Annotated in this window: 20 protein-coding genes and 2 tRNA genes; all 22 read right to left on the bottom strand. The window is 42.2% G+C overall.

The features are described from left to right. Positions 1–53 precede the first annotated feature (53 nt). Complete coding sequence (locus T546_RS25220) at positions 54–632, bottom strand: hypothetical protein (protein WP_026890303.1); 579 nt, start codon at positions 630–632, stop codon at positions 54–56. A 184-nt stretch (positions 633–816) separates the two neighbouring features. After that, positions 817–1,167, bottom strand: coding sequence for a P-II family nitrogen regulator (locus T546_RS22675; RefSeq protein WP_051629550.1), 351 nt, complete (start codon positions 1,165–1,167; stop codon positions 817–819). A gap of 24 nt (positions 1,168–1,191) precedes the next feature. Beyond that, the gene (locus T546_RS0102745; RefSeq protein ID WP_084326102.1) at positions 1,192–1,494 is read right to left on the bottom strand and encodes a hypothetical protein; all 303 of its coding nucleotides are present in this window, start codon (positions 1,492–1,494) and stop codon (positions 1,192–1,194) included. After that, entirely contained in the window at positions 1,487–3,148 is a 1,662-nt protein-coding gene (locus T546_RS22670; protein ID WP_084326100.1) for a DUF1538 domain-containing protein, read from the bottom strand. Before T546_RS22670 ends, T546_RS0102745 begins: the two co-directional genes overlap by 8 nt. An 87-nt stretch (positions 3,149–3,235) precedes the next feature. Then, positions 3,236–4,120, bottom strand: a complete 885-nt coding sequence (locus T546_RS0102735) for a GGDEF domain-containing protein (RefSeq protein WP_026890301.1) — start codon at positions 4,118–4,120, stop codon at positions 3,236–3,238. A gap of 247 nt (positions 4,121–4,367) precedes the next feature. Beyond that, a tRNA-Glu gene (locus T546_RS0102730) sits at positions 4,368–4,439 on the bottom strand. Between the two features lie 22 nt (positions 4,440–4,461). Continuing rightward, positions 4,462–4,535, bottom strand: a tRNA-Pro gene (locus T546_RS0102725). Between the two features lie 162 nt (positions 4,536–4,697). Then, the gene (locus T546_RS0102720) at positions 4,698–9,242 is read right to left on the bottom strand and encodes a PolC-type DNA polymerase III (RefSeq protein WP_026890300.1); all 4,545 of its coding nucleotides are present in this window, start codon (positions 9,240–9,242) and stop codon (positions 4,698–4,700) included. 11 nt (positions 9,243–9,253) lie between these two features. Further along, positions 9,254–10,306, bottom strand: a complete 1,053-nt coding sequence (ispG, locus tag T546_RS0102715; RefSeq protein ID WP_026890299.1) for a flavodoxin-dependent (E)-4-hydroxy-3-methylbut-2-enyl-diphosphate synthase — start codon at positions 10,304–10,306, stop codon at positions 9,254–9,256. Positions 10,307–10,335: 29 nt separating this feature from the next. Further along, positions 10,336–11,394 carry an RIP metalloprotease RseP gene (gene rseP, locus T546_RS0102710; RefSeq protein ID WP_026890298.1) on the bottom strand — a complete coding sequence of 353 codons (1,059 nt, stop codon included), beginning with the start codon at positions 11,392–11,394 and terminating at the stop codon, positions 10,336–10,338. A gap of 1 nt (position 11,395) precedes the next feature. Then, positions 11,396–12,538 carry a 1-deoxy-D-xylulose-5-phosphate reductoisomerase gene (locus T546_RS0102705; protein ID WP_026890297.1) on the bottom strand — a complete coding sequence of 381 codons (1,143 nt, stop codon included), beginning with the start codon at positions 12,536–12,538 and terminating at the stop codon, positions 11,396–11,398. 50 nt (positions 12,539–12,588) lie between these two features. Then, positions 12,589–13,389: a phosphatidate cytidylyltransferase gene (locus tag T546_RS0102700; RefSeq protein WP_026890296.1), complete on the bottom strand. Its 801-nt coding sequence runs from the start codon at positions 13,387–13,389 to the stop codon at positions 12,589–12,591. A gap of 19 nt (positions 13,390–13,408) precedes the next feature. Next, entirely contained in the window at positions 13,409–14,131 is a 723-nt protein-coding gene (locus tag T546_RS0102695; protein WP_026890295.1) for an isoprenyl transferase, read from the bottom strand. A gap of 65 nt (positions 14,132–14,196) precedes the next feature. Further along, positions 14,197–14,751 carry a ribosome recycling factor gene (gene frr / locus T546_RS0102690; protein WP_026890294.1) on the bottom strand — a complete coding sequence of 185 codons (555 nt, stop codon included), beginning with the start codon at positions 14,749–14,751 and terminating at the stop codon, positions 14,197–14,199. Between the two features lie 13 nt (positions 14,752–14,764). Further along, positions 14,765–15,466 carry a UMP kinase gene (pyrH, locus tag T546_RS0102685; RefSeq protein WP_026890293.1) on the bottom strand — a complete coding sequence of 234 codons (702 nt, stop codon included), beginning with the start codon at positions 15,464–15,466 and terminating at the stop codon, positions 14,765–14,767. A gap of 132 nt (positions 15,467–15,598) precedes the next feature. After that, a complete protein-coding gene (locus T546_RS0102680) occupies positions 15,599–17,281 on the bottom strand; it encodes a peptide ABC transporter substrate-binding protein (protein WP_026890292.1) in 1,683 nt (560 codons plus the stop codon). Between the two features lie 217 nt (positions 17,282–17,498). Next, positions 17,499–19,190, bottom strand: a complete 1,692-nt coding sequence (locus T546_RS0102675) for a peptide ABC transporter substrate-binding protein (protein WP_026890291.1) — start codon at positions 19,188–19,190, stop codon at positions 17,499–17,501. A 111-nt stretch (positions 19,191–19,301) separates the two neighbouring features. Then, positions 19,302–20,279 (bottom strand): ABC transporter ATP-binding protein, encoded by a 978-nt coding sequence (locus tag T546_RS0102670; RefSeq protein WP_334291582.1) that lies wholly within the window; start codon positions 20,277–20,279, stop codon positions 19,302–19,304. After that, positions 20,279–21,289, bottom strand: a complete 1,011-nt coding sequence (locus T546_RS0102665; protein ID WP_026890289.1) for an ABC transporter ATP-binding protein — start codon at positions 21,287–21,289, stop codon at positions 20,279–20,281. Before T546_RS0102665 ends, T546_RS0102670 begins: the two co-directional genes overlap by 1 nt. Positions 21,290–21,304: 15 nt before the next feature. Then, the gene (locus tag T546_RS0102660) at positions 21,305–22,345 is read right to left on the bottom strand and encodes an ABC transporter permease (protein WP_026890288.1); all 1,041 of its coding nucleotides are present in this window, start codon (positions 22,343–22,345) and stop codon (positions 21,305–21,307) included. 17 nt (positions 22,346–22,362) lie between these two features. Continuing rightward, a complete protein-coding gene (locus T546_RS0102655; RefSeq protein ID WP_026890287.1) occupies positions 22,363–23,280 on the bottom strand; it encodes an ABC transporter permease in 918 nt (305 codons plus the stop codon). A gap of 128 nt (positions 23,281–23,408) precedes the next feature. Next, complete coding sequence (gene tsf / locus T546_RS0102650) at positions 23,409–24,332, bottom strand: translation elongation factor Ts (protein ID WP_026890286.1); 924 nt, start codon at positions 24,330–24,332, stop codon at positions 23,409–23,411. Positions 24,333–24,360: the final 28 nt, after the last annotated feature.

Here is a 24,360-nt window from a genome sequence, read left to right as displayed (position 1 = left end):
ACCATAAAAGGGCATCTTTAAACATTTGTATTTGTTTAAAGACGCCCTTTTTATTATGCCCCTGCTCGTCTCCCGCTAACACTGACAGGAATCGTTATCATTCTTTGAACTGGTTTCCATACCATACAGGCAATGGAGAAATCGATCATGCTGTGAATTATCGTCCCCACTCCTACCAGCAGAATAACAGAAGTCAGGTACCCCTTGTCATAATATACGCTGGACATATGATTTCCCCAATAGAACAGGGTAACTACCGTCACCTCACTGATAGAATGAATCACGGCCATCAAAAGGCCAAACAGTATAGATCCTTTCATGGTACTTAGCAATTTAGGATTCCTTTTAAGCATAACGGATCCTATAACAACAAATACGATATGAGACAGAGCTCTAAGTACAACAGCGATCGGATAGATACCAGCCAGCAAAAAGCCCAAAGCAGATATCAGTGCAACGGATATCGCCACATATGGAGATATAAACATAGCAATAAATACAGGTACATGGCTTGCAAGCGTATAGGAGGCAGGCTCTAGGATTAATTTAGGGGCAAACATGGGTATTACGATTCCTATTGCTGACAGCGCCGCCGCTATCGTCATTTTTTGAATTGAATTTTTACTGTTCATTTGATTTCCTCCCCGCTCACGCTTTGAGCACCGCACATTGACATACCACATGTATTATCAACTGTCTTGTCAGTCATTTAAGTTGTATTATATAGAACTTAAGATGCAATGTCAAGTGAATGGGACAAAAAAAGCATCACCAAACCATGAACAGGTCGATGATGCTTTTATCTTGATTGATTACTTACTTTGTTTCAGTTTCTTCCTCGTACTCCTTAATAGGCGCATTAATGCCAATGGCTTTATTGACTGGCATAACAAAGCAGACTCCGTGAAGCGGGGATTTCCAGCCAGCTTTTTCCTTGATCTGGCACATAATTTTCTTAGCTGTTGCTGCGTCTACGAGAGTCAGTATAATCTCTTTTTCTGAATCTATGGTTATCCCCATGAAGGATTCATGATTCACGCCTTCTCCTCGTGCATTTATAACCGTAGCACCGCCTGCCCCCTCTGCCCTTACAATATCCATAATTGTATCAGTATAACCGGCATTCACCACAATAAAAAGGGCTTTGATCTGGTCGGAACATTCCATTTGATTTGTTTTCCTCCTAAAAATTTAAAATGACATTCCCGAAATAGGCATCGTAAAGGCGATTCCAGTATTGGGGTTTCCAAAATCAAATTCATTTAACAACATATTAAAAATAACTTCTGTTTTTTCTTTCGGCAATACCGAAGTTAATATAACCTTATTCTCTTCCGGAACCAGCCCAAGCATGTCTAACAAATAATTGGATTTAACCGTTCCTTTTCCATAAATGGTATTGACAATCCGATTATCAATGCTGCACATTCGGCTTAATAAGGCATCCTTTTGCTTTCTTCCGGTAATTATAAATAAATATTCAATGTTATCCACTGGCACCCTCCTCTAAGTCAACAATCGGTTCCATCTCATATTCAGTTTCCTTAAGTGTATCCTGGGAAGTGAGTTCCATAGAACTGGATTCCGCTTCCTCCAGCTGTGCCGCATAAAAAGACAATTCCTCGTATTTTTCCTGCTCGTATTTTTCGTTCAATTCCTGAGCCTTCTTTAACTTCCGATCATACAGAAGTCCCAGAGACTGTACGGCAATCAAAGGCGTTACAGAAATAAATGCAATGATTCCGAACCCATTGGTAAGAACAGATTGGGCTTCACTACCTGCTGACAGAGCTACCGCCTGCGCTGTTCCAAGAGTCAGCGGTGTTAAGAAAGCAGAAGTCAATGCTCCCCCAGTTACGCCGCCGGAATCAAAAGCCAGGCCAACAAACAAAGAAGACGTCTTTGTCATCATAATAAGTGATATGGCATAAAGCGGTACAAGAAACCAAAGTATATTAATCTGGGTCAAAATCTTAAGCATGGAAAAAAGAGAGGCAAAGCCTATTCCAATGGCCAGGGTCATTCGTATGGTCATCTTCTGAATATGACCGTTTGTTATCTCTTCCAGCTGTTCTCCTAATACCGTAACGGCTGGTTCAGACAGCGTAATGGCTGCACCCAGAACAAAACCCAAAGGCAGAAGAATCCATCGAAACCACTCTGGCCGGCCGGCACTTAAAAACACTTCTCCGATATACTTTCCGGCAAATGCAAAACCATAATCAATACCAGAAAGGAATATAAGCAATCCCAGATACACCGGTACAACACCAAGTATCGTCCTGATAAACTGTTTTCTTGGAAGCTTCACCAAACGGAACTGAAATGGTAAAAACACGATAATAATAGGAAATAACGCAAGGGCAACCCCTGTTATATTGGAAACAACAATCCCAAGAAAGCTTTCGGCTCCGCCTGGGTCATAAATACCGGCAGGCGGCAGATTTCCACCATAGCTGATTTTTAAAATGATACCATAAAGGAATACTGCGATAATAGGACCAACCGATGCGATTCCTATAATACCAAAGGTATCATCATTTGTTTTACGCTTTGACATGGTAGCAGAGATACCCATGCCCAGTGCGAGTATAAACGGAACAGAGATATCGCCCGTAGTTGCACCGCTCCCATCAAAGGCTAGTGCCACAAATTCATCCGGCACAAAAATTACAATGAGAAAAGTCATGGCATAAAGGATCAAAAATACTATCTTTATGTTCATGTCCTTAATGACCCGGTATAAGGCTAATCCCACGAATATACCTACACCAGAGCTTAATATCCATACAAAAACAGTTTCATTGACCTCATTCATCGTCATGTGGGTCTGCCTTGCAAGTACTGCAAGAGCTGGCTCCGCCACGGTTGCCAGAATCCCAAACAAAATTCCGAACAAGATAATAAAGATACTTTTATTGAACTTTACCAAAGAACTTCCAACCATTTTTCCAATGGGCAGAATGCTGGAATCTAATCCCACCAAAAAGAATGCCTGCCCAAAGACAACGCTTAGGTAACCAATGACCAGTTTAACATAGTCAGATGATTTTTCCATAGGCGCCATAAAGACACAAACAGTGATTATTATAAAAACAAGCGGAAGTGAAGATAAAAAAACCTCTTTTAAAGTACGTAATGTTTTCATATTTTAATTATATAAGAAATAAATAAAAATGCAACTTTAATTTCCCAGCCTGGTAATTTATTTACGACTTATATACCTTTCCCTTTGTTATGATCCATAGTGGTATTTGCGTTTCTTTGCCAGATACATTTCTTTGTCTGCTTCCCTGATGAGTTCTGCTGCCGTTATGGGAGTATCCTCCATAGTCCGGATACCGAATGTAAGGGAAAGCCTGATGTTTTCTTTGTCTGTACTGATTCCAATCTTTCCAACATCGTTTTGTATTTGCAGCATAATCTCTTCCGCTTTATCTGCCCTCATTCCGCCAAGGCAGATGAGAAATTCGTCTCCTCCATACCTGGCAGCCCAGGTTTTTCTTCCATCAATATAGTTAAGAATTACTTCACCTACTGATCTGATGGCCTGATCTCCAGCTTCATGTCCATAGGAATCATTGATTGCTTTAAAATTATCAAGATCTACGAAACAGACGGATAAGGGGCTTCCGGTAAGGGTAGCTTCCACGATATCAGCAGGAAGCCGCTCATCAATATACCTGCGGTTAAAAAGCAGTGTCAGGGGATCTTTAATGATTGCATTATTGATTTCTCTGGCGTACTTTGTAAGCATCTCACTTTTGGTATAATCTCCATCGCCTACGAACATGGTATCCGTCACATTTTTAAATAACTCCAGTACAGCCGGTAATTCAACATTGGTAATGGGAATTGCAGTCACCAGAATAACAGATTCTTTGAATTTTTCCATCTTTACCAGACTTCTGTCCTCCTGATATGACCGAATGGAGATGCAATTGTCACAGATTCTATTATCTCCCCAGTAGTCATAACATATTACTTTCGTTGAAATCATACCTGAATCCCGATATTCCAATACTTTCTTATGCAGAGGATCGATGAGACGTACGGCATCATACATTTTATGGAAAAAATCCAATTTATCTTTTATCTCATTAAGAGTAATTCGGTCCATGTATCCTCCTAAAACTTATACTAATGTTTCAAAAAAACAAATATAAAAACAGAATGTAAAACTTTTTTCTATATTACCATATATTATCTTAATTAAACAACAAGAAATTCCATTTTGTTTAAATAAACAATTTATTAGCTGTGTAGTAAGTCTGGCATCACCCCTTCTTTTTCTCACATAAATTTTCGTATGGAAATTTTTATAACACAAAAAAACCTCCAGGTTTTATCCTGAAGGCTGATTTTTATGACCTATCCGAGAATCGAACTCGGGTTTCCGCCGTGAGAGGGCGGCGTCTTGACCGCTTGACCAATAGGCCATTACCAATAAAAAGTACTGAATCGAGGCGACAAGATTCGAACTTGCGACCTCTGCGTCCCGAACGCAGCGCTCTACCAAACTGAGCCACGCCTCGATTACGTTAGGTAGTATAATATAAATCCCAACGTATGTCAACCTTATTTTCAAAATATTTTAATTTTTTAAAAATACTGGAAAAATATATTCAAAATTCTTACACTCTCCCATTGAAGCAGAAACAAACTGACCCAATGAGAGAATGGTTTAAGCTTATCTGTTATGCCAAATCGAACAAAGAAAGCTGGTTTGATTCCGGAAGTTCCCCTAAAAGACCTAAGTCTCCCATGAGGTCACATACGGTCTTGCTGACCTTTGTACGGTTTCTAAAATCTTCCCGTGACAGGAATTTACCATCCTTGACGGCATCTACCACAGCGTCCGCAGCCTTCTCTCCCAATCCATCAATACTGCTTAAGGATGGCATCAGCTTTCCGTCAATAATCTGGAAGTGTCTGGCTTTAGCCCGGTAAATATCAATGGGCATAAACTCATAGCCCCTGGCATACATCTCCTGAACGATTCTCATATCTCTCAGGGTATCCAGCTCTTTCTTCGACAGCGTATCCATTCTCTTTCGGTAATCTGCCAGGAAATGCTCCAGTTTTTCTCTTCCCTGGCACATCAGCTCATAGCTGAAGCCATTGGCACGAATGCTGAAAAAGGAAGCATAATAAGCAAGAGGATAAAACACTTTACAGTAGGCAATACGCCATGCCATCATAACATATGCCGCCGCATGGGCCTTTGGGAACATGTATTTGATCTTTTTACAGGACCATATGTACCAGTCAGGTACCCCGTGGGAGGTCATCTCCGTTTCCCAGTCAGGCTTTAATCCCTTACCCTTACGAACGCTCTCCATAATGGAGAAAGAGAGTCCTTCTTCTATCCCCATGGAAATAAGGTAGATCATGATATCATCTCGGGTACAGATGGCAGTCTGAATGGTAGCCTTTCCTTCCTGAATAAGAGCCTGAGCATTCCCAAGCCAAACATCAGTACCATGAGCAAGTCCTGCGATACGGACCAGATCAGAGAAATACTTTGGCTTTGTATCAATTAACATCTGCATGGCGAAATCCGTACCGAACTCCGGTACACCCAAAGCACCAAGCTTACAGCCACCGATATCTTCCGGCAAAATTCCAAGGGCTGAGGTATCCTGAAACAGGGACATGACCTCAGGACTGTCAAGAGGAATATCCTTAACCGGATCAAAACCAATTAAATCCTGAAGCATTCGTATCATGGTAGGATCGTCGTGTCCCAGTATATCGAGTTTTAACAGATTATGGTCAATGGAATGGTAGTCAAAATGGGTAGTCACCGTCATGGTCGTCATATCATTGGCCGGACGCTGCACCGGCGTGAAGGAATAGATCTCCTCTCCATGAGGCAATACAATAATACCCCCCGGATGCTGGCCCGTCGTCCTTCTTACCCCAACACACCCCTGTACGATCCGGTTAATCTCGCAGTTACGCTTTCTAACGCCATGCTCTTCATAATAATTCTTCACATATCCAAAGGCGGTCTTATCCGCCAGCGTACCAATGGTACCAGCCCGGTAGGTCTGCCCTTTTCCGAAGATTACCTCCGTATAGTCATGGGCCTTACTTTGATATTCTCCGGAGAAATTAAGATCGATATCCGGCTCCTTATCTCCTTTAAATCCAAGGAATGTCTCGAAGGGAATGTCAAATCCGTCCTTTTCCAGAGGGTGCCCGCAAACCGGACACACCTTATCAGGCATATCACATCCTGCCATACCGGAGAATTTTTTTACTTCCTCTGAATCAAAATCATAATAATGGCATTCTGTACAATAGTAATGAGGACTTAAAGAATTTACCTCTGTAATACCTGACATATAGGCCACAAAAGAGGAACCTACAGATCCACGGGATCCAACCAGATAGCCATCCTCATTGGATTTCCAAACCAGCTTCTGGGCGATGATATACATTACCGCAAATCCATTGGATATAATGGAGTTCAGTTCTCTCTCCAGACGCTCTGTAACGATGGTGGGGAGATTTTCCCCATAGATGGCATGCGCCTTATCATAACAGATGGTTCTTAAATCCTCATCGGAGTTTTCGATCACAGGAGCACATTTATCCGGGCGGACCGGAGAGATCTTTTCGCACATGTCAGCGATTTTTCTGGTATTTTTAATGACCACCTCTTCTGCTTTATTAGGACCAAGATACTCAAATTCCTTAAGCATCTCTTCTGTTGTCCTTAGATACAGGGGAGCCTGTTCATCAGAATCCTTAAAGCCCTGGCCTGCCATGATGATTCTTCGGTAGACCTCATCCTCGGGGTCAAGAAAATGAACGTCGCAGGTGGCACAGACCGGCTTTCCAAACTGTTCTCCCAGAGATACGATTCTTTTATTGATATCAATTAAGTCCTGCTCTGTCTTTACTACACTTTTTTCATCCCTAAGCATAAAACCATTGTTGCCTAAGGGCTGTATTTCCAGGTAATCGTAATAATTCACAAGCTTTGTAATATCAGCGTCAGATGCACCTCGTAAAAGCGCCTGATACAGCTCACCGGCTTCGCAGGCGGAACCTATGATCAGCCCTTCCCTGTTTTCATTTAGAACACTTTTGGGGATTCTAGGCCTTCTGGCATAAAAATCAATATGTGATCTGGAAATAAGACGGTATAAGTTCACCCGCCCTACATCATTGGCAGCCAGAATAATCACGTGGTGGGTAGGAAGCTTTTTGATCATATCCGCCGTCATGGTGCTTAACTGGTTAAGGCTATCCAAATCTTCCACTCCGCGGTCTCTTAGCATCTTTACAAACGCCAAAAATATAAGTGCCGTACAGCCTGCATCATCCACCGCGCGGTGATGGTTCTGTAAAGAGATATTAAGAGCCTTTGCAACCGTATCCAGCTTGTAACGGTTCAGACTTGGCAACAGAAGCCTTGCCAGGGCCACGGTATCCATGACCGTAGGATTGAATTCCATCCCAAGACGATTGGCATTGTAAGCTATGAAACTGATATCAAAAGATGCATTGTGAGCCACCAGCACTGCATCCGAACAAAAGTCCAGAAACTGTGGAAGGATTTCATCAATCTTTGGATATGGCAGAACCATATTGTCATTGATTCCCGTCAGTTTCTCTATTTCAAATGGAATGGGTACTTCTGGATTAACAAAAGAACTATAACGGTCAATTACCACGCCATCCTGCACTTTTACTGCACCAATTTCTATAATCCGGTTTTTAGAAGAACTGAATCCGGTGGTCTCAATATCAAATACAACATAAGTATCAGATAACTTTTGGTTTCTGGAATTTCCCACAAGCTCCTTTAGGTCATCCACCAGATATCCTTCCACTCCATAGATTATTTTAAAGTCATCTCCCTTATCCAGGGCATGATTGGCATCCGGGAAGGACTGGACACATCCGTGATCCGTGATTGCGATTGCAGGCATCCCCCACTTTTTCGCACGCTTCACAATATCTTTTACTTCGGAAACCCCATCCATATCGCTCATCTTCGTATGGCAATGAAGCTCCACTCTCTTTTGCAGGCTGTTGTCGCTTCTTTTTCCGGTAAAATCTTCTGATTTCTTAATTCCTACCACAGAACCAAGGGTTAGCTCACCGTCGAATTTATCAATGGTAGTAACACCTTTAATCCGTATAAAGCTTCCTTTGACCACTGCGGCATTTAGATCTTCCAGCTGCTCTTCCTTCGCAAACATCTTTACAGTAAGAGTATCCGTAAAATCAGTCACATCGAAGATTATGATAGTTTTACCGCTTCGTAACTCCCGGCTGTCTACGGTTAAAATCTTTCCACGTATGGTTATTTCACCGATCTCACCATCAATCTTTTCGATCTCAATGATTTCACCTTCAAAATCCCGTCCATACAGCACATCCGGATTGTCAGACCTTTTTACATAAGAGTTTCCGCTCTTTTTATAGTCCTTCCATTCCTTCTTGGCGGTTTCTTTTTTACCTGATTCAGCTCCGGAGGTTTTTCCGCCTTCCTTATTGCCGCCCATACGAAGGGCAGGAGTCTGTCCATCCTGCTGGAAAGGCACTTCCTGCATATAGGCGTTTGCCATGGCCTCCAAATTACCGCCATCTGCCATGGAAGGAGGCGCTTCGTCCATACCCTCTGACATTCGTACAGATGCGAGGGAAGTACGGCTTACAATCTCTTCCACCTCACGCTGCATCTGTAATTCTTTTTGCTTTGCCAGTTCATTGACCTTAGGAGCTACATATTCATACTGTATCTCTACCGGCAGGCCGCAACGCTCAAAAAATATCTTTTCCAGAACCCGTTTCAGTTCCCCTGCCTTTTCCCTGGAAACAATGGTATCTTCCACCGTCAATGTTAAAAGATCCTGCTTGGGAAAATCAAATTTTGCTTTCCGGAACATGTTATATTCTATAATACTGTAATTTTTCAGTTCCATTAAAAGGCTGTCCCGATAAGCCTTTAAAAGCTTTTGTGGCGTATACTGCTCCGAAAGCTTAAATCGTTCAATAATTTTCACACTAAGCTGCTTTGACGGAAAAAGCTGTTCTTTTATTCCTTTTTCCAAGCCATAGATATTCTGCTTGTGTATCAATCTCTGGCTCATCAGATAAACACGAATAGAGCTTCTATCCCTGGAGGAAGTGACCTTTTCTACTTCCACCAGTTTTAAAAGCTCTCGCAGTTCTTCTGTGATATGTAAATTTGGAAATACATCCAAAAATTTTTTCGTCATTCTATCACCTATTACATGTTCATAAGTTCTTCCTGAAGTGCCATAAGCAGCTGATCCTCAGGGACCTTACGGATCACTTCTCCCTTTTTAATAAGAAGTCCTTCCCCAACGCCTCCTGCAATTCCTATATCAGCTTCTCTTGCCTCTCCCGGTCCATTGACAACACAACCCATGACAGCCACTTTTACATCAAGGTGGTCAAATTTAGATACCATCTCCTCCACCTGATTCGCCAGGGAAATAAGATCGATCCGGGTCCTACCACAGGTAGGGCAGGATACCACCTCAACTCCGCCTCTTCTTAAACCAAGTGATTTCAAAATTAGTCTGGCAGCCTTTACTTCCTCTAACGGATCCCCTGTCAGGGAGACACGAATGGTATCGCCGATTCCTTCATAAAGAATAACGCCTAATCCTACGGAGGACTTAATGGTACCAGATACAAGCGTTCCTGATTCTGTAATTCCCACATGAAGAGGATAATCGGTTTGCTCTGATATCAACTCATGCGCTTTGATACACATGATTACATCAGAGGATTTAATGCTGATCACAAGATTATCATAACCCAATTCTTCAATCATGCGAACCTTTTGAAGAGCACTGTCTACAATTCCCTGGGCTGTTACTCCACCATATTTTTCAATCAGGTTTTTCTCCAGAGAACCGCTGTTCACTCCCACACGAATGGGAATATTGTATTCCTTCGCTTTTTCCACAACTGCCCGAACTCTGTCTTCGGATCCGATATTGCCTGGATTGATTCGTATCTTATCCGCTCCCGCTTCAATGGAAGCTATGGCAAGACGATAATCAAAGTGAATGTCTGCCACTAGTGGAATGGTAATTTGCTTTTTTATCTCTTTTAATGCTTTCGCTGCCTCCATATCCGGAACAGCGACCCGGATAATATCGCAGCCCGCAATGGTAAGAGCTTTAATCTGAGCAACGGTTGCTTCTATATCCTGGGTCTTTGTATTGCACATGGACTGGATAAGGACCGGGTTACCACCTCCGATTACCCGGTCACCGATCCTGATCACTCTTGTATGCTCACGATTCATGTCTTCCTCCAATCTGAGTCCATACCCGCTTACGTAAATCGGTTGATATCGTTAAACACCACAAAAATCATAAGAGCAAATAATGCAGCCATACTAATCATATTTACCAGACCTTCTTTGTTGGGGTCCATACGTTTGCCTCTGATTGCTTCAATAATCAGAAACAGGAGACGTCCGCCATCAAGGGCTGGAATAGGAAGCAGGTTCATAACTCCCAAGTTGGCACTGAGGAGAATACACATGCTGAGTACATTCATAAACGCGGCTGTAAGACTGACGGTAAGACCAGCCTTTACAGAATCATCAATCATAACAACAATTCCAACAGGACCGCTTAAGTCATTGACGCTTGCTCTGCCGGAGAAAAGCATACCAAGGCTTTTCACTGTAAGCTTCACATCGTATTCCATTTCCTTATAACCGTATTTCACCAGCTCCCCAACAGAAGCTACTTTTATATTTTGTGGTGCTATAGTAATTCCAATTAAATATTTACCAGTTTCCTTGGAAAGTTCAGGAGTGACAGAAGCCGTCTTAATGCTGCTTTCCCCTGTACTTGAATCCACTCTTAAAAATTCCACCTGATTCATCTTTTCATCCGGCTTTAAGAGTTTGTATAGAATGTATTCCCGGTACATGGATACACTTTCTCCATTGATCTTAAGAAGCTTATCACCGGGCTGCATCCCCGCTGCATATGCCGGGGAATCTTTAGTTACTTCTTTTACATATGTCGTATCGTATCCGCTCATTCCCACTAAAATAAGGGAAAGAAGAAATGCAAGAATAAAGTTAAAAATAGGACCTGCCGCAATGACAGACATACGGGCTGGAATGGATTTATTCTGGAATGCACCTTCATCTGCATTCTCTTCGTCCTCACCCAGCATCATACAAGAACCACCTAAAGGCAATGCCTTAATGGAATAAATCGTTTCTCCCTTTTTGAAATGCACCAGTCTTGGTCCCATACCAATGGAAAATTCTACTACTGTGATCCCATTCTTTTTTGCGAACAAAAAGTGACCCAGTTCATGAATTAATACAATCAGTCCGAATACCAGAATTGCTACGATAACACTGGACAATCTACCACCTGCTTTCTATATATTCATAAGCCGCATTTTCTGCTTCAAGAATCTCTTCCACTGTTGGATTCTCTTTTACAGTATGCCCGTTCATAGCTCCCTCTATCATATCTGTAATGGAAAGATATGAGATTTCTCTGTTTAAAAATTTTTCAACGGCACGCTCATTGGCTGCGTTGAATACAGTAGGAAGGGTTCCGCCTCTTCTTCCGGCCTGGTATGCCAGGGAAAGACCAGGGAAATTAACCATATCCGGTTTTTCAAAAGCAATTTCTTTAAGGCTCCAAAAATCAAGACGTTCTCCGGGAAGAAATCTTCTCTCCGGATAATAAAGGGCATACTGAATGGGGAGTTTCATATCTGGCGTACCGAGCTGTGCCATAACTGCCCCATCTTCAAATTCTACCATAGAATGAATAATACTTTTAGGCTGTACCACTACTTCAACCTGATCCATGGAAACATCAAACAGCCATTTTGCTTCCATGACCTCAAGACCTTTGTTTACCATCGTTGAGGAATCAATGGTTATTTTCCTGCCCATAGACCAATTGGGATGCTTTAAGGCATCCTCTACCTGAACCGACTTTAATTCTTCTCTGGTTTTCCCCCGGAAAGGGCCGCCTGAGGCTGTCAGCAGGACCTTATGTATGGTTTTCTTATTTTCACCGTTTAAACATTGAAAAATGGCACTGTGTTCGCTGTCAACAGGAAGAATGTTTACTCCTTGTTTTTTTGCCAGCGGCATGATGATGTGACCAGCAGTCACTAAGGTTTCCTTATTTGCAAGAGCAATATCTTTTCCAGCCTCCATGGCTGCAATGGTTGGACGTATTCCTATCATTCCTACCACTGCGGTCACTACAATGTCAGCGGACGGTTCTGTAGCGACTTCAATCAGCCCTTCCATACCGGAAACAACACGAACCGGTAGATCTCCTACCGAAACAGCCAGCTCTTTTGCTTTTTCCTCATTCCAAACACATACAAGTTTAGGCATGAACTTTCTGATCTGTTCTTCTAATAGTCTGATATTGTTCCCCGCGGCCAATGCGGTAACTTCCATATCCCCTTGGTTTTCAACCACCTCCAGGGTTTGAGTTCCGATGGAACCTGTAGAACCCAGAATTGCTATTTTCTTCATCTTATGCTGCTAACTCCTTTTCTTTTACAAAATTCCAGTCGTCAATCTTCCTAACGTAAAAAAGTAATTGCCAAATAAATAGCAGGTGCTGTAAAAAGCATGCTGTCGAAACGATCTAAAATTCCCCCATGACCTGGAATCAACTTTCCATAATCCTTCACTTGGTGGTTTCTTTTAATAGCAGACGCTGCCAGGTCACCAATCTGTGAAATAAGGGCTGCCACGGCACAAGCCAGCATACAGGTGAATATTGGAGTACTAAGCCCTATCATGGATTCGCCAAAGACACCGGCATACAAGGAGCCTAAAAGTGCAGCTCCCACCACGCCTCCGATGGCGCCCTCAATGGATTTGTGAGGACTGAGGACCGGGGCCAGCCGATGCTTTCCAATCAGACTTCCTACACAGTAAGCACAGGTATCACTGCCCCATGAACTTAAAAATACAAGCCACACCAGGTACTTTCCATCTTCCATGGATCTGACCTGATATAAATAAGAAAGCATCACAGCGACATAGAATAATCCTAAAAAGGCTACTGACACCTCTTCCAGCTGAAATTTAGGGAAAGCAAACACATAGATGCTCATAAGAATCATCAAAAATCCTACCGATAATAAAAGCATCTTGTCTTCCATATGAAACCACAGCAATCCGTAATAAGCTATTACTGCCAAATATCCCATATACCCCAATAAGTTTCGTTGTATCTTAATCACGCGATACAATTCAAACAAACCGATGAGAGAAATGGAAACGGTCGTTACAAACAGCAATATCCCTCCGCTGCCCACTGTTAAAAGAGCAATCAGCACAAGTATAATACCGCTTATGAGTCTGATCGTAAACATCGCGTTACCTCCCCCTGAATCACTTTACTCCCCCGAATCTTCGTTCCCTGTTATTGTACGCCGCAATTGCCTTTTTCATTTCTTCCATATTAAAATCAGGCCAAAAGCAATCGGTAACATAGAGCTCTGTATAGGCAAGCTGCCATAACAGATAGTTGGACAGCCTTAATTCTCCACTGGTACGAATCAATAAATCAGGATCTGGTATCTCAGCAGTATCCAGATAAGACTGAAACATCTTCTCATCCATGTCTTCCGGCAGAATTTTTCCATCTCTCACATCTTTCATAGCATTTTTAGCTGCGCGAACGATCTCGTCACGGCCGCCGTAATTTACTGCTATCACAAAAGTCAGGCCAGAATTATCTTTTGTCTCCCGCTCCAGCTTGTTAAGACCTTCCACAATGTCCTGGTCAAAGCGTTCCCGGTCACCAATCATCTTAACGCGAACATTATTAGCTTTTGCAACCTTTAACAATCTCACCATATAATAACGGAAAAGCTGCATAAGAGCTCCCACCTCATCGGAAGAACGCTTCCAGTTCTCAGTGGAAAAACCATAAACGGTTAAGTATTTAATTCCAAGCCTGGCTGCATCCTCAACGGTCTTCTCTACAGTCACACAGCCTTCTTTATGTCCCAAACTTCTGGGAAGTCCTCGTTTCTTGGCCCACCTGCCATTCCCATCTAATATGATAGCAACATGCTCCGGTATCACCATTCCCTGTATCTTATCGTCCATATTAAACCACTCCTTATAAAACACAAAACAGGACAGGCAAAAAGCCTGCCCCCCTGTTCAAAATTTTATACCGTAAGAAGATCTTTTGACTTCTCTTCAATCGCTTTATCGATCTGTGCGACCATCTTATCTGTTAACTTCTGGATTTTATCTTCTGCATCAGCCTGCTCATCCTCAGAAATCTCCTCTGCCTTTAACTGCTTCTTAAACGCATCATTGGCATCGCGACGGATATTGCGAATAGCAATCTTAGCATTCTCACCCTTCTTTTTCACATCCTTCACCAGCTCTTTTCTGCGTTCCTCGGTAAGCTCTGGGAATACAAGACGGATTACGTTTCCATCGTTTGTAGGATTAATGCCTAAATCAGAAGTAAGGATTGCTTTTTCAATGGCCTTTAACAAGCTCTTTTCCCACGGCTGAATTATGATCATGCGTGCTTCAGGAATGGTAACATTACCAACCTGCTGAAGGGGAGTTGGCGTACCGTAGTAATCCACTCTGATTTTGTCCAACACATGAGGATTGGCACGTCCAGCACGAATGGCCATAAAATCATTCTCCAGTGCTTTTAATGTCTTATTCATCTTCTCGTCGTAAACCTGTAAAATTTCCTGCATATCGTCCTCCTGGTTATGCGGTAACAATCGTACCGTTTATTTTTCCTTGCATGGCATTGGCAATGCCATCTTTTTCATTCAAGCTGAATACCGCAAGCGGCATCTTATTTTCCATACACATAATGGAAGCAGTCAGATCAATGACTCCAAGCTGCTTATCTATTACTTCCTGAATTGTAATCTTATCATACTTTACAGCATTGGGATTGATCTTAGGATCGCTGTCATATACGCCATCTATGGCCTTAGCCAGAAGAATACAGTCTGCATCCATCTCAATCGCACGCAATGCAATTCCAGTATCCGTAGAGAAATAAGGATGACCGGTTCCGCCGGCAAAGAATACTACCTTACCCTCAGCAAAGTACTTATTGGCTCTGTCTTTGGAAAAAAGCTCTGTCATGGAACCACATGAAAAAGGTGTCAAAATCTCAGCGCCCATTCCTTCATTCCGGAAAATCTCCGAAACATAAATACAGTTCATGATAGTAGCCAGCATTCCGATCTGGTCTGCCTTCGTTCTGTCAATGGCATTACTGGTTCTTCCTCTCCAGAAGTTCCCTCCGCCAATAACAATGCCCACCTGAACGCCTGCATCAACGGATATCTTAACCTGCCGTGCAACTTCTTTCACCGTAGCCTCATCATAGCCGGTCTTCTCTGCTCCGGCAAGAGCCTCACCGCTGAGTTTTAATAATACACGTCTTGGATTCATAACCTTAACTCTCCTGTACTTTTGTATTGTCTTAAAAGATTATAGCATACTTTTAGAAGGTTGGAAAGAGGTATTTCCCCGCAAAAAACCCGGGAAATAAATTCCCGGGCATCTCATATCAGGTTTTTCCTCTTATTCCATGGTGGCATACTGGAAGAACCAGTAACCAAATGGAGAATACCAGGTTCCTTTTAACTTTGTATTCTGTAACCAGAATTCATTTCTGTAGTTAAGCGGAGCAATGGCTGCATCTTCAAGAATCATATTCTCTGCCTCATGAAGTTTTGCATAATGCTCTTTCACATCGAGAGTAGCATTGGCTTCATCTAACAGCTTATCAAGTTCAGGGTTCTTATACTGAGCACTATTGTTACCACTTGTTGATTTCAATAAGTTCAGCAGATTGGAAGGATCATCATAATCAAGGCTCCATGCATCCCGTGCTGTGAGATAATCTCCTGCACGACGGGTTGGTGCAAAGGTTCCCCATTCCACGATTTTAATATCCATGTTAACGCCAAGTTCCTTCCAGCAGTTCTGTAAATACTCTGCCACTGCTTTGTTATGACCTGCATCATTGGTCATATATTCAACTACCGGAAATCCCTTTCCATCAGGATATCCAGCTTTTGCAAGAAGCTCCTTAGCCTTTTTTAAATCTTCTTCATGATTTTTAATATTAAAGAAATCTCCGCCGTTATTTTTTCTGGTTACATCCTCAAAATAAGTTCCGCTTTCAGCATCACTGACACCTTGAGGTACAAAGTTTCCTGCAGGAGCACCGATTCCCTGCATGACTGTATTTGATACATAATCCCGGTCAATGGCCAGACTCAGAGCTTTGCGGACATCCGGATTTGTAAAAGGCTCTTTCTGATTATTAAAATCTAAATAAGAAACTCCAACGTTAGGCGCTACATGAAACTCCTCATTGCCCTGAAGAGAAGGAATTTCCTCTGTAGGAACATCCTTAATCATAGCGACTTCTCCAGTTCGGTATGCACTGTACGCTGCATTCGCATCTTCCATTAAAACAAATTTTAAAGTATTAATAGTAACTTTATCTGCATTCCAGTAATTTTCATTCTTTGTAAAGGTGACATGGGAACCTGGAACCCACTCAATCATCTTTAAAGGACCATTGGAAATATAAGTTTCTGGCTTTAAGCTCCACTGCTCCCCATTGGCCTCTACAGAAGCCTTCTGTACAGGAACCATGGTTGCATGAGTTACAATCTTTATAAAATACACACAGGGAACAGATAACTCTACAACAAAGGTCTTATCATCAGGTGCGGAAACGCCAAGTGCGTCGATATTTCCAGCTGCGGCCTCCTGATATCCCTTTACGTATCCTAACATATCTTCAGCATATGGAGCTGCAACATTAGGATCTGAAAGCCGTTTCCAGGAGAAAACGAAGTCGTTTGCAGTTAAAGGAGTACCATCACTCCACTTCAAACCATCACGTAAATGAAAGGTATATGTAAGCCCATCATCAGACACCTCATAAGATTCTGCCTGTCCAGGTACAATCTTATTATCCTTGTCTACAATCAACAGTGTTTCAAAGGCATGCATAATCATGTTGGCACTGTCAGCTGCACTGTTTAAGGCAGGATCAATGGTTTCAGGGTCAGGTCCAACCTGTACTGCGAGATCAAGACCTGCAGTTCCGCTCTTCGGAGCAGTTGTTTCCCCGTTTGCTGCTGTAGTTGCGCCCTTTGATGGTTCAGCCGCTTTATTCCCACCGCAAGCAGAAAGAATAAGGCTGGATACCATAATCGCAACTAAAAAAAGTGACTTCTTTTTCATAGCTCATCCTCCTATAAATATCATAATATTGGCATCCCATAATATTACTAAATGTTTTACCAATTTTTTACAGAATAACATAGAAGCATAATAAAATCAATAAAATATATACTTAATTGTTCAATTATCACTAAAATCATCCATCAATCTTGAGATTTTAGGCACAAAAAAACAGCCAGGAAATATTTCCTGACTGTTTTTTGTAAGACTTTTATTCTTAGTCCATAGTAGCATACTGGAAGAACCAGTAGCCGTATGGAGAATGCCATGTTCCTTTTAATTTCGGATTCTGTAACCAGAAATCAGTGTAATAAGCAACTGGAGCAATTGCTGCATCCTTCAGAATCATATTCTCAGCTTCGTGAAGCTTTGAGTAATGTTCTTTTTCATCTGCAGTTGTGTTTGCTTCGTTTAACAGCTTATCAAGCTCTGGATTGCTGTACTTCGCATTGTTGTTACCGCTTGATGCCATCATTAAGTTGAGCATGTTGGAAGGATCATCATAATCGTAAACCCAACCATCACGAGCTACCTGATAATCACCAGCACGACGGGTTGGTGTGAAGGTTGCCCACTCAACAACTTTGATATCTACATTAATGTTAAGTACCTCTTTCCAGCAGCTCTGTAAATACTCAGCAACTGGTTTGTGGTAACCGGAATCATTAATCATATATTCAATTGTTGGGAAGCCCTGACCATCTGGATAACCAGCTTTTGCAAGAAGTTCTTTTGCTTTTGCTACATCTGCATCATGATTCTTTAAATCAAAGAAATCTTTGCCATTAAGTTTTTTTGTTTCATCTTCAAAGAAGCTTCCTGGCTCTGCATCAGAAATACCAGGTCCAACAAAGTTAGTAGCAGGCATATAAGTTCCCTGCATTACTGTGTTAGCAACATAATCTCTATCAATTGCAAGGCTTAATGCCATACGAACGTCAGGATTGTTGAAAGGTTCTTTCTGGTTCTGGAAATCAAGGTAGTAGGTACCCATGATAGGTTCTACATGGAAATCTTCTTTTCCTTTCAGACCTGGAACTTCTTCTGTAGGAACGGTCTTGATCATGGAAACTTCGCCTGTCTGGTAAGCACTGTAAGCAGCGTTTCCGTCTTCCATAAGAACGAACTTAAGAGTATTTAAGGTAACCTTATCTGCATCCCAATAGTTCTCATTCTTAGCGAATGTAATGTGAGATCCTGGAACCCACTCGATCATCTTTAAAGGACCATTAGAAACATAAGTTTCTGGCTTTAAAGTCCACTGATCGCCATTGGCTTCTACAGTAGCCTTTTCAACAGGTACCATGGAGCCATGTGTTACAAGTTTAGAGAAATATACACAAGGAGCAGATAATTCTACTACAAATGTATTTTCATCTGGTGCGGAAAGACCAAGAGCATCAAGATTTCCTGCTGCTGCCTCATCATATCCCTTTACATAACCAAGCATATCTCCTGCATATGGTGCTGCTGTTTTAGGATCAGCCAGTCTCTTCCATGAGTAAACGAAATCATTTGCTGTTAAAGGTGTGCCATCGCTCCACTTTAACCCTTTGCGAAGGTGGAAGGTATAAGTTAATCCATCTTCAGATACATCAAAAGACTCTGCCTGACCTGGTACGATCTTGTTCTCAGAATCTACAGACAGCAATGTCTCGAATGCATGAAGAATCATGTTTCCACCATCAACCGCACTATTTAAAGCAGGATCGATTGTCTCCGGATCTGGTCCAATCTGAACTGCAAGATCAAGCCCTTTGGAATTCCCTTCTGCTGGTGCGGTCGTTTCTCCGTTTGCTGCGCTGGTAGCTGCACCAGTTGTTGGCTGAGCAGATTTACTTCCGCCACAAGCGGTAAGAATCATGCCTGTTGCCATAACGGCAGCCAATACAAGTGACATTTTTTTCATAGTTTTTCCTCCTATAAAAGTATTCATTATCAGCGCAGTAACACTTTACTCGGCTACTGCGCTGATTTATGTTCTAGCATATCATAACTATGGGAAAATAGCAATGAATTTTTAGTTCACTTTATCTAAATGATGACAAGCCGCATAATGACCGGATGTAACCTCTTTCCATTCTGGTTCCTGAGCCGCACAGAGTTCATCTGCATAAGGGCAGCGTGTTCTGAATCGGCATCCAGATGGGGGATTTACAGGGCTTGGCACATCTCCTTCCAATACAATTCGATTGGATTTTCTGCTGAGCTCAGGATCGGCAATAGGAATCGCAGAAATCAAGCTCTTTGTATACGGATGAAGGCTGTGGAATGTAAGCTCATAGCTGTCCGCAAGCTCTACCATCTTTCCGAGATACATAACACCGATCCGGTTAGAGATATGCTTTACGATAGAAAGGTCATGGGCAATGAATAAATAAGTAAGTCCACGCTCCTCCTGAAGCTGTTCGAACATGTTAACAACCTGAGCCTGAATGGATACGTCCAAAGCAGATACAGGCTCATCACAGACGATAAACTGAGGGTCTACTGCCAGGGCTCTTGCAATACCAACACGCTGACGCTGTCCGCCGGAAAACTCGTGGGGATAACGGTTCGCATGCTCTGAGTTAAGGCCTACGGTAGAGAGAACAGAGATAATCTGTTCCTGACGGTCTTTTTTATTGGCAGCCAGACGATGAATGTCAATGGCCTCACCAATAATATCACCTACTGTCATACGGGGATCCAGACTGGCATAAGGATCCTGGAATACGATCTGCATCTTCCGGCGGTAAGGAAGCATATTTACTTTTGTTATGTCCTTTCCGTCAAAAAGGATCTTTCCGGCTGTCGGCTCATGAAGACGAAGCAGGGTACGTCCAGTAGTGGTCTTACCACAACCAGACTCACCTACAAGTCCAAGTGTTTCTCCCTTTTTAATTCCAAAGGATACGTTATCAACAGCTTTTACAACTTTTTTCTCAAACATTTTGCCACCGGCAACCGGGAAATACTGCTGTAAATTCTGAACTTCTACAAGATTCTTATTGTCCATCATGCATCTCCCTTCTGAGCCTGTTGTTTTTCAAACTCCTGCTTCTGCAGCAGCCAGCAGGCACTGTAATGTATATCTGAAACATCCGTATATGGCGGCATCTCACGCAGACAGATCTTAATACAAGCTCTGCATCTTGGCGCAAAAGGACAGCCAGCAGGTGGATTCAACATATCCACAGGGCTTCCTTCAATGGGCACAAGCTTGCTGTGCTCTTTTTCTGTCAGCTTAGGAATGCTTCGAATCAGACCTTTTGTATATTCGTGGCTTGGATTATAGAAAATATCGTTGGCGTCGCCATACTCTATTACTTTTCCAGCATACATAACCGCAATACGGTCACACATATTAGCAACCACACCAAGGTCATGGGTAATCATAATAATAGCCATACCAAGCTTTTCTTTTAATTCCATCATCAGTTCCAGAATCTGAGCCTGAATGGTCACGTCAAGAGCGGTTGTCGGTTCATCAGCAATCAGAAGCTTTGGTTCACATGCCAATGCAATGGCAATCATAACACGCTGACGCATACCACCAGATAATTCGTGTGGATACTGCTTTAAGCGTTTTTCCGGCTCATTGATACCAACCAGAGTCAATAATTCTTTTGCACGCTCATTGGCCTGAGCTTTATTCTTATCTGTATGAAGCATGATTACTTCACAGATCTGATTTCCTATGGTATATACAGGATTTAAGCTGGTCATAGGATCCTGGAAAATAATAGAGATCTCATTCCCTCTGATTTTTCTCATTTCCTTCTCTGTCATCTTGTCAATCTGATGACCGTTGAACTGAAGAGATCCTCCGATCAGACGTCCTGGATAAGCGGTAAGTCCCATTAAGCTGTATGCAGTAACAGATTTACCGGAACCTGACTCACCTACGATACCAAGAACTTCTCCTTCACGTAAATGAAGGGACACATTATTTAAAGCCTTAACTTCCCCTGCCGGAGTAAAGAAAGAAAGACGTTCATTTTCAATATTAACTAAATACTCACTCATCAGTTCTCTCCTCCTTTAATCTTTCAGTTTCGGGTCAAATGCATCACGAAGGCCGTCACCTAAGAGATTGAAACTTAAAATAATGACTGAAATCATGATTGCAGGCGCAAACAAACGGTGAGGATAGCTCTGAAGTCCGTTTAAGGCAGCACTTGCAAGGCTTCCGAGAGATGGCATAGGTGCAGCAACACCAAGACCAAGGAAGCTTAAAAAGCTTTCCGTAAAAATAGAAGACGGAATCTGCAGAGTTGTTGTAACGATCAAAGTACCGATACAGTTGGTAAGAAGGTGCTTTTTAATGATATGACCGCTGGAAGCTCCGAGAGCTCTTGCTGCCGTTACATACTCCTGCTCCTTTAAAATAAGAATCTGGCTTCTTACGATACGTGCCATACCTACCCAGTAAAGAAGTGCGAAAACCACAAAGATACTGATTAAGTTTACACCGATGACCTGAATCCACTGAAATCCCGGCTTCTGCGCCAAAGCTTTCAGGGGTTGGTCAAATGCCACCGATAGCAGTACAATGATTAATATATCTGGAACTGTATAAATCATATCCACAATACGCATCATAATCATATCCACCCAGCCTCCAAAGAAACCGGCGATGGAACCGTAAAGAGATCCAATCATAAGGATAATACAGGAAGCAACCAAACCTACGATCAGAGAAACACGGCTTCCCATCATAACACGGACTGCATAATCTCTACCAAGATTATCGGTTCCCAAAACGTGAGGGAATACACTCTCTCCTGCATCAATTGCCTGTAATTCCTTCTGGGAATACTGCATGGGGGCAAGATTTTCACTTCCCCTTATCTGCTGCTCATAGCTGTATGGATAAAACTGCGGTACAGCAAATGACAGAATGAATACTAATATGATAACAAAAACACTGATCATAGCGATTTTGTTCTTTTTTAAACGTCTGATTCCATCCTTCCAGAATCCGACACTTTTCCGCATGACTGTTAAGCTTTCTTTTTCCGCATCGCTTGCAGGGAGAAAGTCTTCCACATTAAGCTGTAATGACATTTTATTCTTTGGCATCCTCTTTCTCCTTTCTATTATTTCAGATTAATACGTGGGTCAATGAATTTATAAGCAACGTCGACCAGCACGTTCATGATAACCATCAAAGTAGCAAGGAAAATAGTGGTACCCATAATAAGAGGATAATCACGACCAGTAATCGAACCAATAAACTCAGATCCTAAGCCAGGGATGGTAAATATTTTCTCAACAATAAAACTTCCTGTTACGGTATAGGCCAAAAGCGGTCCTAAATATGTAACAACCGGAAGAATCGCATTACGAAGTGCATGCTTAAAGATGCTGACCAGCTGGGAAAGACCTTTTGCACGGGCAGTTCTCATATAATCCTGTCCCATGACATCAAGCATGGAGGAACGCATGAGGCGTGCAATATAGGATGACGGATAAAAGGAAAGAGCCATTACCGGCATGATATAGTTTTTCCACGAGGTAAGTCCAAACGTGGGCAAGAGCCCCAGTTTCAAACTTAGTACATACATGAGAACGGTACAAACCACGAAGCTAGGAACGGCAATGCCGCAGGTACTGAATATAATGATTACATTATCGACAGGAGTTCCACGCTTAAAAGCTGCAATACTTCCAAGAGGAACACCAATAAGAACAGCGGTCAGAATAGCCATACCGCCAATTTTAGCAGATACCGGGAACTTTGTTGCAATAATCATATTAACAGTACGTCCACGCTGCTTAACGCTTAATCCCAAATCTCCATGAAGAAGATCTGACATATAGGTGATGTACTGTTCACTTAACGGTTTATCAAGGCCATATTTTTCATTTAATGCGGCCTGAGCCTGTGGGCTGATTGCTTTCTCAGACATGAAGGGAGCGCCTGGGACCATATTCATGACAAAGAATGTAACCGTTGCAACTGCAAAGATTGTTACAATCGCCATAGCGATTCGCTTAATTATATACTTAGCCACTTTCGTCAACTCCTTTGGTATTGTGATGTCCGTACAATATGGAAACATTTGTTAATGGTAAACGGACACTGTTTTAATAGAAAAATCCCATGGATACCCATGGGATTCCCCCCTGAATCCTGTTAAGGTTACTGCATCTGTCTCGCAACTTCTTCAGCGAAATTGTCTTCTTTCTTTTCAAGACCCTCACCAGTTTCAAAACGTACAAACTTCTTCACATCTACCTTGCCGCCAACTTCTTTAGAAACCTGCTCTAAATATTTAGCTACAGTCAGATCTCCATCTTTTACATAAGCCTGGTCAACCAGACAGAACTCTTTTAATTCTTTATTCAGACGACCAACAATCATCTTGTCAATAATGCTGTCTGGCTTGTCCGGATTTTCATTCTTAGCCTGAACTTTTAAAATTTCAGTTTCATGATCGATGAATTCCTGAGAAATCTCATCTCTTCTAACATACTTTGGAGTTAATGCAGCAATCTGCATTGCAATATTTCTTAAAGCTTCTTTCACTGTATCGTTGACAATTTCTGCACTTGCCTCGATTAAAACGCCGATTCTTCCGCCGCCATGGATATAATCAACAACAACGCCATCAGTTGTAATTTTCTCAAATCTTCTGATGTTCATGTTCTCGCCGATAACTGCGATCTGGCTGGATAACATCTGCTCTACTGTTAAAGAAGTATCTTTTGCCCATGTTTCAGCAAGAAATGCTTCCATATCTTTGGATTCAGAAGCCAGTGCCTGTGCTGCAACATCAGCAACATATGTCTGGAACTGAGCATTCTTAGCAACGAAGTCTGTCTCGCTGTTTACTTCAACGATTGCTGCAGATTTTCCATCTTCGCTTACAATCGTAGCAACGATACCTTCTGCTGCAATTCTGCCTGCTTTCTTAGAAGCTGCTGCAAGTCCTTTTTCTCTTAAGAACTCAACTGCTTTTTCCATATCACCATCAGTTTCTGCAAGAGCCTTCTTGCAATCCATCATACCTGCACCGGTCAATTCTCTTAACTCTTTTACCATTCCAGCTGTAATTGCTGCCATTTATTTGCCCTCCATATATATATCAATA

The sequence above is a fragment of the [Clostridium] aerotolerans DSM 5434 genome (genome assembly GCF_000687555.1).
GTDB classification, from domain to species: domain Bacteria; phylum Bacillota; class Clostridia; order Lachnospirales; family Lachnospiraceae; genus Lacrimispora; species Lacrimispora aerotolerans.
This window is presented reverse-complemented; position numbering and strand designations above follow the sequence as displayed.